The following is a 17,708-nucleotide window of genomic DNA, read 5'->3' on the forward strand; positions in this document are numbered from 1 at the left end:
AAACAATTTCGATGAAGCATACTCCATAATCGCTGACTGAATTTATCTTTAGATGATTTTCGATTTCCCTAAAATGAAATACTTGTACCATGAGCCTTCTCTACCTGCAATTACTGGTTTCCTTCCTCCTCCCACTCTCCGACCCCACGGAGGCTAAAGCTGATGCTGCGCATATTCGCATCAACCAAATCGGCTACTTACCAAATGAAAGTAAAGTGGCCATCGTCTTTTCCAATTCGCCGGTAAAAGAGGCTTTTCAATTAGTGGATGTCAATACTGGCTCAATCGTCGGCATGGTTAAACCCACCAAATCAAAGGCCAAAGGTTGGGGCACTTTCAGCTACTTCTATGAGTTGGACTTTACGTCCGTCACTAAAGAAGGTACCTACAAGCTGATTGGGCAGAAGAGCAAAACGGCCTCCCGCCAGTTCACCATCTCAGACAAAGCCTACAGCGGGCAGACGGAACCCCTGCTTACCTTCATGCGCCAGCAACGCTGCGGCTACACCCCCTTTTTAGACATGGTGTGTCACCAGCGTGACGGGCGCAGCATGTTTGGCCCCATGCCCGACTCCACCTATGTGGATGTGAGCGGCGGCTGGCACGACGCCGGGGATCAGCTCAAGTACCTGATTACAGGCAGCTATGCCACGGGCCACATGCTACTGGCTTACGAACTATTTCCAATGCGATTTGCTGACGAAACCAACGCCCTTGGTCAGCCCGGCGGCAACGGACTTGCCGACGTGCTCGACGAAGCCAAATGGGGCCTCGACTGGATCCTCAAAATGCATCCGGCACCCGGCCAGCTCATCCATCAGGTGGCCGACGACCGGGACCACAAAGGCTGGAAAATGCCTGACAATGATCCGTCGGACTATGGCTGGGGCCCCAACAGCTACCGGGTGGCCTATTTCGCTACCGGAGAACCTCAGGGCCTGATGAAGTATAAAAGTGAGGCCACCGGGGTCGCCAATCTTGCAGGACGATCGGCTGCTGCCCTCGCACTGGGCGCCCGCATCTGGAAGAATGACCTCAAAGACGAGTCGTTCGCCTCCGACTGCCTGGAAGCAGCCAAAACGCTGTATGCACTGGGAAAAGCGAAGGAAGGTTTTCAGCAGGGCAATTCATATGGAGCGCCGTATCGCTACACTGAACAAACCTGGGCCGACGACATGGAATGGGGAGCAGCCGAGCTATACAAAGTCACTGGCGAAAGGGCTTACCTGGAAGACGCAAAAAAGTATGCCCGCATGGCCAATACCGAAGGTTGGACAGTGCTCGACACTGCGGCTCACTACCAATATTACCCATTCATCAACCTTGGCCACTATGCCCTTTATGATGTGGTGGAACCTGCCTCTAAAGACACCCTGGCCAGCTACTATCGGGCGGGAATTGACTTTACGCTGAAGAAAGCTGCACGCAACCCGTATAATATCGGCATCCCTTTTATCTGGTGTTCCAACAACCTGCTGACAAGCCTCGTGGCACAAATCATACTCTACGAGAAAATGACCGGCGACATGCAATACCACAGCTATCTGGTGGCGCAGCGGGACTGGCTCTTTGGGCGTAATCCATGGGGAACCACCATGTTTACTGGCATGCCCGAAGGTGGTGAATACCCTACAGACGTACATACAAGCGTGTGGGCGATGACAAAAAAAGAGGTGCCTGGGGGATTGGTAGATGGGCCATTGTTTGGCAGCATCTACTACAAAATGCTGGCCGTGGAGCTCTCAGAACCAGACGAGTTCGCTACATTTCAGAATCCCTTCGTTGTGTACCACGACGACATCGGCGACTATTCGACCAACGAACCGACTATGGATGGTACGGCTGGCGCTATTTTGATGATGGCATATTTTGGGGTGGATAAGTAGGAAGGCAATGAAGTGTCAATCAGCCTTTCATTATCTCAGGCAAACTCACTGCAAAGCCATCAATTGGCCCTGTGCCTGCCAACGGCTGATCAAAGGGATGCTCACTTGTATTGCCGCCGGTTGAGTAAATCCAAACCCTTTGATTGTCAAAGTCGATGAGCCAACCGAGGGAAGCTCCCTGGCTGATCCACTCGTTCATTTTAGATTGAACCTGCTTCAGGTTGTCAGAGGCAGAAACAATTTCGATAACAAAATCGGGACACACGTGGGCGAACTTCTTTTTCTCAGTCTTTGGCAGTGCTTCCCACTTGTCTTTTAAAATAAGGCTGACATCAGGAGAGCGAACAGCTGAATTGGGTAAGGTAAATCCCGTGGAAGAGTCAAAGACATATCCTGCTTTTGACCTTTTGTTCCATGCACCAAATTCGATTAGTAGATTAGAATTGTAAAAACCTGTTTCGCTATAGGTCGGTGACATAATAATAATATTTCCTTCTGCGTCTCGCTCGATTCGCAAATGTCGGTTGTCCATGCAAAAGTTCTGAAACTCCGCCTCTGTGAGTTTACCTAATGACTGTATATTCAGTTCATGAACCATGTGTTTCGATTTTGACTCAGCTTAATAAAGTTAAAGAATTAATTTGAAAGATGGCCACCTGGAGACGGGCTCTTTACCAGAGCAACGAGCAAGATACGGATGTATTACTTCGTCCTTTCAATCGTATACTGCACCAACTGCTTCAGAGAAGTTTTGTACACCGAGTCTTTGAATTCGTCAAGAATAACAAGCGCCTCCTGATAGTGGCGCTCCATAGCATCTCTGGCGTAATCGAGTCCGCCGGATTGCTTCACATAGTCAATGACTTCCGTTCGCTTTTTAGGCTTGTCGCTATCATGCCGGATAATGCTGAGGATGCGCTTTCTATCAGCGGGACTAGCCTCACGCAAAGCATAAATCAGTGGCAGGGTCAGCTTCTTTTCTTTGATGTCAATTCCGAGCGGCTTCCCGATTTCGTCAGCACCATAGTCAAAAAGGTCGTCCTTGATCTGAAACGCCAAACCAATCTTTTCTCCGAACATACCCATTCGGTCAATAGAAGCCTTATCGGCCCCGACAGAAGCCACGCCCACTTTGCAGCAGCTGGTGATTAAACTGGCAGTCTTTTGCCTGATGATATCATAGTAAACTTCTTCTGAGATATCCAGCTTTCTGGCCTTTTCCATTTGCAGCAGCTCCCCCTCACTCATTTCCTTCACTGCTTCGGAAACAATTTTCAGTAGATCGAAATCGCCATTATCAACCGAGAGTAAAAGCCCCCTCGACAGCAAAAAATCACCCACCAGCACAGCAATTTTGTTTTTCCAGAGCGCATTAATGGAAAAGAAACCTCTGCGGTAATTAGCATCGTCCACCACGTCGTCATGCACCAGCGTGGCGGTGTGAAGCAGTTCGATCAGAGAAGCGCCCCGGTAAGTGGCGTCGGTTATTGGGCCATAAACACCTGCGCTGAGAAACACAAACATAGGCCGCATCTGCTTGCCCTTCCGCTTCACTATATAGGTCATTATTTTATCCAGCAACATGACATTACTCTTCATGGAGTGTCGGAATTTCTTCTCGAATTCAGTCATTTCTTGCGCAATGGGCGCCTGGATATCTTCTAGTTGAAGCTTCATATGTTTGCGGCACAATAATAACAGGTTAAACCTGCTTTGCAAAAGCACTACCAGGCGGTAAACCCTCTGATAAAGGCTATAGTTTCAGCCAGGGCAACAAAATTCACCTTTTATTTGCCACCCGGAAAGTTTGATTTGATCAATTCAGCAAAAACTTCGAGGTTAGGTGATATTTTCCTCCTTAGCTCTTAAAATAAACAATACCTATGCGTCGAATACCTTATTTCCTTGTAGATGTATTTACGCAGTCGCCATTTGGCGGCAATCAGCTGGCAGTGATATCCAAAGGCGACCTCGTTAGAGAAGAAGAAATGGCTCAGATTGCCAGAGAGTTTAATCTTTCAGAAACCACTTTCATCTACTCTCCTGAAAATGAAGACAATAATGCCCGGGTGCGCATATTTACCCCTGGTCAGGAGCTGCCATTCGCTGGGCACCCTACGCTGGGCACTGCCTTCGTCATCGCAAGAGACATTGACTACAAACCAGAGGACAAAATCCTCACCGTGTTTCTTGAAGAGAAGGTGGGCACGATCCGGGTAGATATCGATATTCAGAACGGCGCACCTGAAATGCTCGTGATGACGCAGCCGCTCCCCACTTTTGGAGAAACACTGCACGAAATACCACTGCTTGCCGAGCTTATGTCGCTCAATGAAAGTGATTTTCTGCCGAATTATTTCCCACAAACTGTTTCATGCGGCGTACCCTATCTGATCACACCTTTGAAATCGCTGGAAGCAGTGAGAAAAATCAAGTTCAGGACAGATGTTTGGGAAAAGGTGGTAGAAAAATACAACCCAGGGTGGATTTATCCATTCGCCATGGGCGGAGATGATATCGAGTCGCACGTGCACGGCCGTATGTTTGCCCCTGAAGCGGGCATTGTGGAAGACCCTGCTACGGGCTCAGCCAACGGGCCACTGGGCTGCTACCTGGTACAGCATAAGCTTAGGAATACCGGAAAAAAAACAAAGATCATCAGCGAGCAGGGTTACGAAATGGGTAGACCCAGCAAGCTGTATCTCGAAATAGAAAGGTCGGAAGATGCTATCACTCAGGTAAAAGTCGGTGGCTACTGCGTGTTTATGGGCCAGGGTCAACTATTTTTGCCGTAAGGATCAAACCCAGCCCATGAAAAACCACTTTCTACTGCTCTTTATTACCATCGTTTTTCTTACGTCATGTTCTGAAAATGAATCAGAACGCATCAAAACCTTCCCCAATAAGTTTGCTGACCAGGAACTGGTGAAGCTATACGACTTTAAAGACAGAAGGCAATCAGAGGCTTTGATTCCCTATCTCACCCATCAGCAGAGAGTGTACCGTGAAGAAGCGGCGATGGCCTTCGCCTCCACTCAAGACACTGTTGGTCTTCCCTACCTCTTTCCGCTTTTGTCAGACCCAAAAATTGAAGTGAGAAAAGCAGCCGCCTTTGCCATCGGCCAGATGAAAAGAAAAAGTGCACAGTCGGCGCTGGCCAACAGGCTGCCACTCGAAACGGAGCCCCTGGTCAGGTACTATCTTTTGGAAGCACTGGGCAAATGCCTCAGCACCGATTACATGCATTTTTTGGCTGACTATGAAGCGAATGACGATCTTACTATTACTGGAAAAGCCTGGGGCATTTATCGTGCCGGTGTTGGGGGAATTAGCGATTCGGTGCTGACTGTGGCTGCCAGCGTCCTCCTGGCCGACTCCCTGCCTGATGAGGCGAGGCTGGCTGCTGCCAACTATTTTGCAAGAATGCGGGGGATAAGCATAGCGCATGTAGAAAGCATGCTGAAGAAAAGCGCCGCCAGCGATTCTCTTCCAGCCGTAAGAATGGCGGCAGCAAGGGCTTTAGCAAAATCTGATAACGATTCGACAGCTTTTTTCATTGATGAACAGCTCAACAGAGAAAGCAACTCCCTGGTCAGGGTAAACCTCATCAGGGCGCTTAAGCAGGAGCATTTTCCTACCGTGGAATCAACGCTCCTCGAAATACTTAAAGGCACAGATTATCAAACCTCAGTGAGTGCCGGTGAGGTGATAAGTACATGGCAAGGCCGTGAAGTAGAACGATGGATCTGGGATGTTAATGATCAGATTGTTATACCCAGAACCCAGGCCATTGTATTGGGTACTCTGCTGGAAAGCAACTTGTATGGCTACAATGCCTACAGAGAGCTGTCGGAAATGTATAGCGGTGTGAGCAGCCCATACGACAAAGGATTTATTTTGCAGGCACTGGGAAACTACCCCAACGCCAGCGCCTTTCTCGGCGATCGCCTGAATGATCCCCACCCGTTTGTTCGCACAAGCGCCATGGAAGCGCTGAGTACGATAAACCAGTCAGCCCAGTTCCCTGTTTTCAAGCAACCGGAGCTGATTGGTTATTTCAGGCAGGCCATTCTTTCGGGTGATGCAGGGAAGGTGACGGTAGCTGCTTCAACACTAACGAGGCTCAGAACAAAGCTCCAACCTTACCTCGGCAATATCCAGTTTATGTATCAGGGACTCGACAGCCTGCACCTTCCGGAGGATTTGGAACCCTATCAGGCGCTGGAAAGCACCATTAGTGCCTATGAAGGGCGAGAAGACATTAGCCCCGGGCAGCTTTACCAGAACCCAATCGCCTGGGATGTGGTGAGTGAAATTAGCAAGGCAACAAAAGCCACCATAGAAACATCGAGGGGCGCTATAGAGATAGAACTGCTGGTGGAAGAGGCACCTGGCTCTGTCGAGAATTTTGTTAGCCTGGCCCGCAGCGGTTTCTACGAGAACCTCACTTTCCATAGGGTAGTACCAAACTTTGTGATTCAGGCTGGTTGCCCAAGAGGCGATGGCTACGGCAGTTCGGATGGTGTCATCAGGTCGGAGTTTTCGGCTCAAAAGTACGGCACTGGCTACGTAGGCATGGCGAGCGCAGGCAAAGACACCGAAGGCTCTCAGTGGTTTATCACGCACTCTCCCACCCCACACCTCGATGGTGCCTATACTATTTTCGGACGAGTAACCAAAGGGATGGACGTGGTCAACAAAATTGAAGTGGGAGACCGCATCACCTCCATCAAGCTGCCATGAGCAGACCTATTGCCTCATGCCCCCTGGCTGATCCTGATGACCAGAAAAATCATCTCAATCTGTTTGCTTCCTATCTGGAGGTAGTCAGGAAGGGAAAGTCCAAAAAGTATGCTCTTACACCCATCATGCGGCTGGAAATCAATCACAGGCAACTGCTAGGGCCACTTATTGGCGGCGGACTTTTGAGCTGTATTGCATTCATTACGCTTTTTTCGTGGAACAAATGGGCAGCACTTTTGCTTGTGCTGGGTATTGGCGGCATGGGTTTGATGTATTACGGACTAGTGGGAGTAAAAGTGCTCACTCTTAAAGAAGATAAAATTCGTTACGACATCATGCTGCCCGGAATTACCGAAGCGATGCCTGCTTTCATTAGCTTCTATAATCACCTCATACCGAGGATGGCGCTTGGTGTATCCCACGTCTTTCCAGCTTATCTGCTCAAAGAGCTGACAAATGACAACAATAGCACTTACCTCTACCTCGTTCTGCCAGACCTGTTATCAAACCAGGCCGATTATGACGTTGTAGATCTGATGAAACTATCGATGGAGCTTCATTTCGAGTACGACGGCATTAACCACTACCGGGCAAAAGTCGATGGGCCTGTTCCCCCTGAGGCTTTCATTGAGCGTTCCGATAGCACATAAGGAATCTGATACATTGTCACAAACACTTTCTGTGTGATGTCTTTAAATTAGTATATTGGCCCCCCAAGAAGCCTGATTGTGAATGGAAGCTGAGACGGAAAAGATAAAAGGAGAAAAGAAGAGGTATAAGCCAGTTCTGCCGAGGACCCGTTACTGGCCTATTGTGCAGCTGAACAAAAACAAGAAAGCTTTCATTGAAACTGTTACCAATGAGAGCCTGAAAAACCTGATCACTCTCACATCAGGGCGATCGCTGAAAGAAGAACTGGAGTCAACCGTTTACAGGGAAAGACTGCGCATGAAGCAGAACCCGTGGAAAGTTGATCCAAAAGACGAAAAGGACTTTTGGAACCAGATACAGAAAAGGCTTATTGAAATTCCTCACGATGATGAGGTGAAAAAGAAGGAAACCGAAGAGGCCATCCTTCGGGAGATTATCAAGCGTTACGCCAACGAGATCTCCGGTAATTTCAAAAACTCTCACTACAGGTTTGCCCGTACCGTCATCACTTTTGGCTTTGCTCGCCTGCTCAATGCTACCCGGGTAAAAGGCATTAAGTCCCTTTGGAGCAAACAGCTTGACCTCGATGACAAAATCCACGTGGTCGGGCAAGTAGAGCAGCTCCGTCGACTGGCCAGAAGAGGCACCATCGTTATGGTGCCCACGCACTTTAGCAACCTCGATTCAATACTCATTGGCTGGGTAATTCAGCACATGGGCTTACCACCATTTATCTACGGTGCCGGACTCAACCTATTCAATATCAGGATCTTCGCTTACTTTATGAATAGCCTTGGTGCTTACAAAGTAGACAGAAGAAAGAAAAATTTAATCTACCTGGAAACACTCAAGACGTATTCTCAGGAAGCTTTGAAATATGGCTGCCATAGCTTGTTCTTCCCTGGGGGCACCAGGTCAAGATCAGGTGCTATTGAAACCCAACTTAAGCTAGGCTTGCTGAGCACAACAGTGGCTGCACAGCGGGAGCATTTTGAAGAAGACGAAGAGAAGGCCAAAAAGATTTTCATCGTGCCGGTAGTGCTCAACTACCACTTCGTTCTTGAAGCGCCCAGCCTTATCAACGACTATCTTGAAAGAAAGGGTCAGGAGCGATACTACGTGGAAAATGATGAGTACTCCACATCTTACAAAATCATCAAGTTTCTGCTGAAGTTTTTCACCAGAGGCTCCGACATCTCGGTAAGCATTGGCAGGGCCATGGATGTGTTTGGCAACTATGTAGACAACCACGGCAACAGCCTTGACAAGCAGGGAAACCCGATGGAAATAAAGGACTACTTCACCACCGATGGCGTAATCACCTTCGACGCACAGCGGGAACAGGAATATACCCGTATTCTCGCCAAAAGGATTGTAGAAGAGTACCACAAATACAACCGGGTATTTAGCAGCCACCTGGTAGCTTTCACAGCTTTTGAAATGATCAAAAGGAGAAACCCGGCGCTTGATCTTTACAATCTGCTCCGCCTGCCTGATGAGGACACGGAAATTGACTACGCCGAGTTCAGAGAGACTTTCAGCAAGCTTAGAGAGGAAATATTCCGCATGAAGGAAATGGGGAAAATCAATTTCGCCAGTCACCTTGAGGGGCCCGTTGACGATGTGATCAAATACGGAATTGACAACTGCGGCATGTACCATGCCCTGAGGCCTATTTTGAAGAACAAAAAGGGAAATGTGACAACGCAGGACATGAACAGGCTTTTTTACTACTATAACCGGATGGATGGCTATGACCTCGAAAAGTTCATCTAAAGATCCGGTGGGCGTATTAGGCGCCGGCAGTTTCGGGACTGTGATAGCCAATATGCTGGCTGAAAAGACAGACGTAATACTTTATGCCCGCACACCGGAAAGAGCAAAAAATATTAATGACAAGAGGGAGAGTTCCGGGCAACCCCTTCATGAAAGAATCATGGTAACCAACGACCTGGAGCTTGTGGCTAAGTCGTGTAATGTCATTTTCCCGGTTGTGCCTTCCGCCAACCTGCGGGAGCTCATCCGCCGCATGTCGCCCTATCTTCGCCCCTACCATATCCTCATCCATGGTACGAAGGGCTTCGATGTGAGCCTTCCTGACAACAAGCAGCTTAATGCCAACAGGCCACTTAGCCGGGACTATGTAAAGACCATGAGCGAGGTGATCATGGAGGAAAGCTCCGTCGTGAGAGTGGGTTGTCTGGCAGGTCCTAACCTCGCTGGTGAAATGGCAGCCCGGCAGCCAGCAGCTTCAGTGGTAGCCAGCCACTTTGACGAAGTGATCAATGCCGGCCAGCAATTGCTGAAAAATGAGCGTTTTCTCATTTATGGTAACAGCGACCTCATCGGTGTTGAGTTGTGTGGTGTACTGAAAAATATCATCGCTATTGGTGCCGGTGTTATCCACGGGCTCGGCCTGGGTGAGAATGCCAAAGCCCTGCTCATTAGCCGGGGCATGGTAGAAATGATCTATATCGGTCAGGCACTAGGCGGGAACACAAAAGCCTTTATAGGACTAGCCGGCGTTGGCGATCTCATCGCCACCTGCTCGAGCCAGCACAGCCGCAATTTTACCGTTGGCACAAGGCTGGCAAAGGGTGAAAAGATCAAAGACATCATCGAAAGCATGGAAGAAACTGCCGAAGGGGTACGAACCATTGAAATCGTCAAAAGCCTTTCGGAATTCTACAAAGTACGTTGCCCAATTACGGAGGCCTTGCACAACATCATCAATGAAGAAATGACCGTGGGAGATGCCACCACCTACCTGATGAAATTCCCTTTCAGAGCTGAAATAGATTTTTTGTAGAGCGGTAAAAGATCACTTTTCCATCCACCCCTTAAAGACACTTGCCTTCTCCTGACTCACAACAATTTCCTCCCGTGGCGCCGGGATCAACTGCACCGACAACTTTCCTTTTTCAAAACTCCGGTAACTCTCGATGGCTGAAATAGCCGCTATGTACTTCCGGTTAATTCGAAAAAAGGTGGCCGGGTCGAGGTCGGCTTCAATATCTGCCAGCGGCTTGTCCAGTATCAACTTCTCTCCTTCTCTATTGACAAGAAAGCTTACTTTGTGCTCAGAAAAAAAGTATTGAATCTCATCTACAGGTACCGACTTGAAACTGATCCCCTTTTTTGCCACAAACCTTTTCTTGAATCCACTTTGCTCTTCCTGAACCGATCGCAAAGCATCTACTATATCAGAGGAAAAATGACTTTTCAGTTTCTCCAGCTTTGTAAATGCCTGCGCTAAATCGGCTTTTTTTAGTGGCTTCAGCAGGTAGTCAATACCATTCTGCCTGAATGCGTCGAGCATATACTGATCAAATGCGGTAGTGAAAATTACAGGACAGCTCACCGTCGCTTTCTTAAAAATTTCGAAAGAAAGGCCATCGTTTAGCTGTATGTCCATGAACAACAAGTCAACCACAGGTGTCTCCTGAAGGAAGGCAACTGCCTCTTTCACACTTGTCGATTCATTGACTACGTCAATGTCGTTTCTCAACTTTCGCAGAAGGGAAATAAGTTGCTGTCTGGCAGGCACTTCGTCTTCTATGATAGCGACTTTCATACTTCAAGATAGGGCAATTTCACTTTAAATTCCTTCTCTGTTGCCTCAAAAAGCACCTCCTTGCCGGTTAGCAATCTGTAACGTTCCGTTAGATTTCGCAGCCCTATTCTGGAAGTTCCTTTGAGGTATTTGGCTTGCAGGTTGTTGGCCACTTCCACCCAACCATTATTCAACCGCAGCCGAATAACCAGGGGCTCCTTTTCGCTAAACTCGTTGTGTTTTACCGCATTCTCCAAAAGCAGTTGCAGGCTGATAGGTGCCATCAGTTTATTAGACTCATCAGCAATGTCCACATCAAAATGCACCCCGTCGCCAAACCTGATCCTAACCAATGTGAAATAGCTGTTAGCGAAAGCAATCTCCTCTTCAAGAGACACCAGCTCCTTCTGTTTGTTCATGAGGATATACCTGTACACATCCGACAAGCTCTCGTTGAACTGAAGCGCCCTGTCTCTGTCGTTTTCAATCAGGTAGGCAAGTGTATTGAGCGAGTTGAACATGAAATGCGGGTCGATCTGGCTCTTCAAAATCTCAAGCTCAGCCTCCACTCTGGCTCGCTCCAGCTGCTCAAAGGCCAACAAGTCGGTTTGGCGCTCCTTGATCAGAAAGACGGTTTCGTAGGCATGAGTGACAAAAATAACACAGATCACATTGGCCAGAGACACCAGCTGCACAGCATCCCAGTCAATCGGGCCGACACCGGAAAACCAGTACCAGCCAACGATCAGCGCCACGGTCACTGGCGCAGTATAAAACACATTGGCTGCCACAAGAATGATCAGTTTTCTGACAGGGCTACTGAACCAGTCCATGTTTTCACGTTGCTTGAATAGCAACCAGCGATTCCCCTGCCAGATGCTCCACGAAATGAAAATGAAGTAAATATAACCAAGCCAGTACATCCAGTCGGACACCCAAAGATCGCCAAACAGACCCGTGAAGTTGGGTATAAAAATACCGAAAGCAGGAATCCCTATCCAGCGGATAGTGCGGTCGTCGATGCGGGACAAATGGCTTGAGTGCTTCATTTTCCAGTTTCGGAATGGTGGGATTCGGCTTAAGTAAATCCAGTTTTCATCCTTAAAATTAAGGATTTAGCTTGTTTCAACACTTACTTTCAAAACCTTACCAATATGACTGATTTATCGCAACTAAACTACCTCGCCATATTTGTGGCAGCTTTCAGCGCCTTCCTTGTAGGTGGCGTGTGGTACTCCCCCATCCTCTTTGCCAAAGCATGGATGAAAGAAAACAACTTCACAGATGATGACCTTAAAAGTGGCCAGGGCAAAATCTTCGGAACTGCTTTTGTGCTCGAGCTCATCATGGCCTTCAACCTGGCCGCCTTCATCGGAGCCGAATCAGACATTACTTTCGGATTAATTGCAGGCTTTCTGGCAGGCTTTGGCTGGGTGGCGCTTGGAATGGGTGTTACCAATCTTTTCGAACGGAAGTCGTTCCGCCTCTGGGCCATCAACGCTGGCTACCAGGTGGTATCCTTCACTGTGACGGGAGGAATTGTGGGGGTGTGGCATTGATAAACATGTTATCGGCGCATAACGACAAGAATCGCTCACAAGTCATAACTTTATTTAATAATTACCCCCATAAGTTAATATGAAATTTATCACGATCATCAGTCATTTATCAATATATTGAGTTTCAATTTATGTTTTATCAATATTTGACAAATGAAAAATGCGCTTCTCTGTGCAATTACTACTACAGTAATTTTAGGCAACTATAAGGCACTTTGCATTGACCGTACTGTGAAGTCAGGCAACGAAGGCCACCATGAATGGGTGAATACTGCACCCGTATCATCCTATTATTACTTCACCACGCAAGTAAATTCGACATTATCCACGTCTGCCGAAGACGGGCTTTTGTCCAAAGCCAGCGACGAAGAGAATGATCCATTATCAATTGAAATAACCTTGCAGCCAGCACACGGCACTCTGCTCGTTGAAGAGGATGGCTCCTTTACCTACAGCCCAGAAGCCGACTATTTTGGGAAGGATTTGTTTAAATATAAGGTGAATGATGGGGCCGATGATTCTAATGAGTCGAATGTTTTTTTGACCATCTTAACCTCTCCCCGTAATCAACGTCTGTCTCAAGTTGAGTGGACGAATAACTACGGGAGTGGTTATGAGGATGATATCACTTCTTTGATTCAAAGTAATTCCAGCGAAATTTTGATGGGTGGTTTAACCACATCTGACAATGAAGGAGTGCCTGGCAATGACGATGGTAAAGACAAGTTTTGGGCCCTTAAAATTAATGGCCTAGGACAGGTTGAGTGGGAGAAGAAATATAATATTACAGAGCAAAGTTCAATCTGTTGTATAGTTACCCTACCTGACAACTCTTATTTAATGGCAGGAAATTCGAGGAACACTGGCGACATACTACTTATTAAGACCAACGAAAATGGTGATTTGATTTGGGAAGAGTCATACGGCGGATCCAAAAAAGATGAAGTGGCAGATATTATGCATCTACCTGATGAAGGATTCCTACTAGTCGGATCAACAGAATCCAGCGACGGAGACATTCAGTCTGGCAATCTCGGATCATCAGATGGCTGGCTAATAAAAACTGATTTGTCTGGCAATATACTTTGGGAAAAAACCTATGGGGGAAATAGAACAGATCGTCTGTTCGCTGTCGAAACCAACTGTTGTAACGGTTTTGTGGTATCGGGCTGGAGTAGCAGTTTTTCGGCTAATGCCAAAGAAGACTACTGGATATTAAACGTTGATTCAAACGGTGACGTGTTATGGGAAAAGAACTTCGGAGGAAGTGAGTACGACATCCTTAAGAAGATGAAAACACTAGCCAATGGCAACATAGTTTTAGCAGGAAATACCCTCTCCCAAGGTGGCGATATTCAATCGAATACACATGGGCAGAATGATATATGGCTGATAGCTATAAATCAAGATGGCGAAATACAGTGGGAAAGAGCCTATGGAGGCAGCAATTCAGAAATTATTAAACAACTGCATATCAAGGGGAGTGGAAATATGATTCTTTCAGGAATGACCGATTCATGGGATTTTGATGTTCAATCAAACTCTAACCGACGAAGCGACAACTATTGGATAGTCGAGGTTAGCCCAAATGGAGAAATCCTTTGGGAGCAATCTTATAGTTCTGATAAATCTGGAATCAGCCAGCTTTCTACGTCTTTACTTATTGATGAAACCAGCATACTGTTGGCCGGTTTTTCTGACATTGGCCCGACTACATTTGTAGTTAGAATTGCTCTGAATTCCTTACCGGAGCTAGCCTCTAACGGTATAAGTATTGTGGAAAGTGAGCAAATCAGCACAGAGCTAACGGCATTGTCAGCCTACGACCTGGACAACGACCCCCTCACCATCTCCATCCAATCAGGAAACACCGACGAAGCATTTCAACTTTCAACTGACGGAGTACTGACACTTGCAAAAGAATTGGACTTCGAAACTACCGCAACGTATAACCTTACCATCGAGGTTTCTGACGGCAAGCATAGTTCAACTGCAGTGTTAACTATCAATATTGAGGATGTCAATGAAGCACCGACAGATATCGAAGTCTCAGCGCTCGAAGTTTCGGAAAACCTTGAAGCGAATACGCTGTTGGGCCTGCTAACATCGGCAGATCAAGATGGCGATGACACCCATTTCTACACCCTGGTTGAAGGAGAAGGCGCAGAAGACAACGCCTCGTTTACTGTTGATGCTGACCAGCTACTGACGGCAGAAACATTTGATTTTGAAACAAAGTCAAGCTTCAATATAAGGCTGCAAACGGAGGATGCAGAAGGAGCAACGTTTTCCAAAGCTGTGACTATCACTGTCGCAGACGTTAATGAGGCCCCCACAAATATCTCTCTGTCATCATCGGGCTTCGCTGAAAATAGTGCGTTGAATACCGTTATCGGATCTTTTTCAACCACCGACCCCGATTTGGAAGATTCCTTCGCTTACTCCCTGTCCGACAACGAAGAAATGCCAGAGAACCAGCTTTTTCTGATTGATGGCGATCAACTGCTCGTTAACAATGCTTTTGACTTCGAAGAGCGGTCTTCCTTCGAAATTGAAGTTACTTCCACCGATGCTGCCGAAAATGTGCTTAGAAAGAAATTCAATATTACTTTGACTGATGTCAACGAGCCACCGGTGGCCAACAGCAGCACCTCCGAAACTTTCGAGGATACTGCAGTGTCAGGCATCCTCACTGGATCAGACCCTGAAAAAGGTAATCTATCATTCTCTGTTGTGGAAAACCCTTCCCATGGCTCTGTGAGTGTCGACGGGACAAGCGGCGCATTTACTTATACACCGTCTCCAAATTTCAATGGTTCAGATTCGTTCACCTTCCTGGTCGGCGATTCAGAGCTCACATCAGACGCAGCAACCGTTACCCTTGCCATAGCCTCTGTCAACGATGCTCCCACGGATGTCACCATGGCACCAATTTCGGTTACCAATACAGGCGGGCCACTTCAAATTGGACTGGCCCTTGCCTCCACAGATGTGGATGCAGATACTTTTACCTATTCGAAAGCGGCAGGTGAAGGAGATGGTGATAACGCCCTATTCGATCTAGTGGGAGGCACACTGTACACCAACAGCTCGGCATTTCTGAACAAAGAGAACAACTTCTCAGTAAGGTTGGCGACGACCGATGCCGCCGGAGCCTCTTTCGAAAAGCAATTCGTCATCGGCATTGACTATTGCAACAACACAGTATCAGCGTCCGGAGGAAGTAGCTCAAGCCTCACTGTCCCCGTTTTTTCTGGTCAGGAGATTGCCCTGGTGACCAATGACAGCAATACTGGAAAAAACAAAGTGGTATGGCAAAAAGGAGCAGGCTACAATATTGAAAAATACAACATCTACAAAGAAGGATCCAATGAGGACGTGTACTCACTAACAGGATTTGTGACGTCAGGTGAGCCACTTGAATTTATCGATAACGAATCAGATGCTGCCGTTAAATCATTTAAATACAAGTTAACCGTGGTAGACCAATGCGGTGCAGAAAGCGGCTTAAGTGACTTTCATAAAACTATCCACCTAACCAGCAGCCTGGGAATTGACAATGACGTTAACCTAATCTGGAACCAATACATTGGCATTTCTTATAGCAGTGTTGAGCTTTATAAGAGGGAAGGTGAAGGAGAATGGCAATTACTCGAAGCACTTTCCAGCTCAACTACTTCGTACACCGATAAAAACTATAGCAACACAGTCAACACCTCTTACCGGGTTGATGTTGTTCTTTTGCAACCAGTTAGCTTGGGAAGGATATTGGAGACTTATTCGAGAATAAGCTCCAACGTGCTGGATATTGAATCAACTGTACTGGGTACTGATTCAGAGCTGGACGAAATTGAAATTTTCCCCAACCCTACTTCAGGATTATTGCAGTTTAAAACCATAGCTTTTTCCTCAGAGGTATCCATCGTGGATCTTGCTGGGTCAGTACTACGACGAGTAACTATTGGACAAAATGCCACTATTGATATTGCTGATTTAAAACCAGGTGTATATCTGATCAGAATAGATGGGATGAAAACAAAAACGTTCAGGGTCATCAAACATTAGATCGGCTTTCCAGCCGCTCCAGTCTCTTCAGCATGGGTGGGTGCGAATAATGCACAAACACATACCAGGGGTGTGGAAACAAGTTGCTCAAGCTGTCAACCGACAGCTTTTTTAGTGCTGTAGCCAAAGGCCGAGCTTCATAAGTTTCTGCCGCATAAGCGTCTGCTTCAAACTCATTCTTCCTGCTTAGCACGTTCATGAGAATGCCAAGGATTCTGGACACCGGGCTGTACAAAATGCCAAAAGCCAGCAAATTCAAGTGGATAGCAGTAATGTCCCCCCCCATGGCGAAGCTGACCTGCGAATTAAAAATCAGCAGAGACAAAAGATAAAGCATGACACCAGTTTGCAACACCCCAAGCACCAGCGAACCGATGATGTGCTTTTTTTTGTAGTGCCCCACCTCATGCGCCAGCACAGCCACCAACTCCTCCTCCGTATGCTTTTCCAACAGTGTATCGAAAAGCACGATTTTCTTCTTTTTGCCAAGACCAGAAAAATAAGCGTTGGCCTTAGAAGATCTTTTGGAGCCATCAATTACAAAAATATTGGTCAATGGAAAATTGACGCCCTGGCTGTATTTGGTAATGGCTTCCCGAAGGGTTCCATCGGCCAGCGGTGTAAGCTTATTGAACAGAGGCACAATAACTGAGGTGTAGAAAAGGTTTGCCAAAAGCATGAATACCACCATTACCCCCCAGAAGTATATCCAGAAGTCCTTCCCTAAAAAGAGGATAAGAACGATGAGTATCCCTACGAGCAAGCCACCAAATATGATGGTGAGTAAATATCCTTTTAACTTATCGAGCACGAAGGTCTTCGGGGTGGTTTTATTAAAACCGTATTTCTCCTCGATTACAAAAACGTTATACAGCTGAAAGGGTAAGGTCAACAGGTCGGAAGCAAAATAAAGCACAGCAAAAAAAGAAAGCGCCAGCGTGACCTCATTGCCTGTGTAGGCTCGCAACCATCCGTCAATCATGCCGAAGCCACCTTTGAGCAACAAGGCAAGCGTAGCAACAAATGAAATGACGGTTGTGATCGACGAAAACTTTTCTTTGTCTCTCTGATAAGCCAGCGATTTCTGGTATTTTTCTTCGTCGTAAATATCCTTAAACTGACTTGGCAAAGGTCTGTAGCTGCTTTTTCTATTGAGGTAAGAAAGTACTTCTTCTACTATAAAATCAAGCACAATGATCCCCAGAAGGATCCATAATATTGTCTGTTTTTCCATGGTGACAGCTCGTATAA

General features: G+C 47.0%; 13 protein-coding genes. 8 read left to right on the forward strand and 5 right to left on the reverse strand.

Translation table 11 applies throughout. From position 1 onward, the window contains the following. The first annotated feature begins 89 nt into the window (after positions 1-89). On the forward strand, positions 90-1,886 hold the full coding sequence (locus ACMVP2_RS04000; RefSeq protein ID WP_416866817.1) for a glycoside hydrolase family 9 protein: 1,797 nt from the start codon (positions 90-92) through the stop codon (positions 1,884-1,886). A 19-nt stretch (positions 1,887-1,905) separates the two neighbouring features. Here the strand turns inward: ACMVP2_RS04000 and ACMVP2_RS04005 are convergent, their stop codons facing one another. Both ACMVP2_RS04005 and ACMVP2_RS04010 read right to left on the reverse strand, forming a co-directional pair. Further along, positions 1,906-2,484, reverse strand: coding sequence for a Uma2 family endonuclease (locus ACMVP2_RS04005; protein ID WP_416866818.1), 579 nt, complete (start codon positions 2,482-2,484; stop codon positions 1,906-1,908). A 104-nt stretch (positions 2,485-2,588) separates the two neighbouring features. Beyond that, a complete protein-coding gene (locus ACMVP2_RS04010; protein WP_317487741.1) occupies positions 2,589-3,563 on the reverse strand; it encodes a polyprenyl synthetase family protein in 975 nt (324 codons plus the stop codon). Positions 3,564-3,769: 206 nt separating this feature from the next. Here ACMVP2_RS04010 and ACMVP2_RS04015 point away from each other — a divergent pair, with 206 nt between their 5' ends. From ACMVP2_RS04015 to ACMVP2_RS04035, 5 genes are all read left to right on the forward strand, one after another. Further along, the gene (locus ACMVP2_RS04015) at positions 3,770-4,681 is read left to right on the forward strand and encodes a PhzF family phenazine biosynthesis protein (RefSeq protein WP_416866819.1); all 912 of its coding nucleotides are present in this window, start codon (positions 3,770-3,772) and stop codon (positions 4,679-4,681) included. A 16-nt stretch (positions 4,682-4,697) separates the two neighbouring features. Next, positions 4,698-6,629 carry a peptidylprolyl isomerase gene (locus ACMVP2_RS04020; RefSeq protein ID WP_416866820.1) on the forward strand — a complete coding sequence of 644 codons (1,932 nt, stop codon included), beginning with the start codon at positions 4,698-4,700 and terminating at the stop codon, positions 6,627-6,629. Then, complete coding sequence (locus ACMVP2_RS04025; protein WP_416866821.1) at positions 6,626-7,279, forward strand: hypothetical protein; 654 nt, start codon at positions 6,626-6,628, stop codon at positions 7,277-7,279. The genes ACMVP2_RS04020 and ACMVP2_RS04025 overlap by 4 nt, the downstream gene beginning before the upstream one ends. A gap of 82 nt (positions 7,280-7,361) precedes the next feature. Continuing rightward, a complete protein-coding gene (locus tag ACMVP2_RS04030) occupies positions 7,362-9,056 on the forward strand; it encodes a 1-acyl-sn-glycerol-3-phosphate acyltransferase (RefSeq protein ID WP_416866822.1) in 1,695 nt (564 codons plus the stop codon). After that, positions 9,034-10,089 (forward strand): NAD(P)H-dependent glycerol-3-phosphate dehydrogenase, encoded by a 1,056-nt coding sequence (locus ACMVP2_RS04035; RefSeq protein ID WP_416866823.1) that lies wholly within the window; start codon positions 9,034-9,036, stop codon positions 10,087-10,089. Before ACMVP2_RS04030 ends, ACMVP2_RS04035 begins: the two co-directional genes overlap by 23 nt. A gap of 12 nt (positions 10,090-10,101) precedes the next feature. On the opposite strand, the gene ACMVP2_RS04040 is transcribed toward ACMVP2_RS04035, so the two are convergent. After that, positions 10,102-10,854, reverse strand: a complete 753-nt coding sequence (locus ACMVP2_RS04040; protein WP_416866824.1) for a LytR/AlgR family response regulator transcription factor — start codon at positions 10,852-10,854, stop codon at positions 10,102-10,104. Then, the gene (locus tag ACMVP2_RS04045) at positions 10,851-11,882 is read right to left on the reverse strand and encodes a sensor histidine kinase (protein WP_416866825.1); all 1,032 of its coding nucleotides are present in this window, start codon (positions 11,880-11,882) and stop codon (positions 10,851-10,853) included. The genes ACMVP2_RS04040 and ACMVP2_RS04045 overlap by 4 nt, the downstream gene beginning before the upstream one ends. Positions 11,883-11,987: 105 nt before the next feature. Here ACMVP2_RS04045 and ACMVP2_RS04050 point away from each other — a divergent pair, with 105 nt between their 5' ends. Further along, a complete protein-coding gene (locus ACMVP2_RS04050) occupies positions 11,988-12,392 on the forward strand; it encodes a DUF1761 domain-containing protein (protein WP_416866826.1) in 405 nt (134 codons plus the stop codon). Between the two features lie 153 nt (positions 12,393-12,545). Further along, the gene (locus ACMVP2_RS04055) at positions 12,546-16,457 is read left to right on the forward strand and encodes an Ig-like domain-containing protein (RefSeq protein ID WP_416866827.1); all 3,912 of its coding nucleotides are present in this window, start codon (positions 12,546-12,548) and stop codon (positions 16,455-16,457) included. On the opposite strand, the gene ACMVP2_RS04060 is transcribed toward ACMVP2_RS04055, so the two are convergent. Beyond that, positions 16,447-17,691, reverse strand: a complete 1,245-nt coding sequence (locus ACMVP2_RS04060; protein ID WP_416866828.1) for a M48 family metallopeptidase — start codon at positions 17,689-17,691, stop codon at positions 16,447-16,449. The two genes, ACMVP2_RS04055 and ACMVP2_RS04060, sit on opposite strands and share 11 nt — an antisense overlap. Positions 17,692-17,708: the final 17 nt, after the last annotated feature.

This window comes from Imperialibacter sp., assembly GCF_048007035.1.
GTDB lineage: Bacteria > Bacteroidota > Bacteroidia > Cytophagales > Cyclobacteriaceae > Imperialibacter.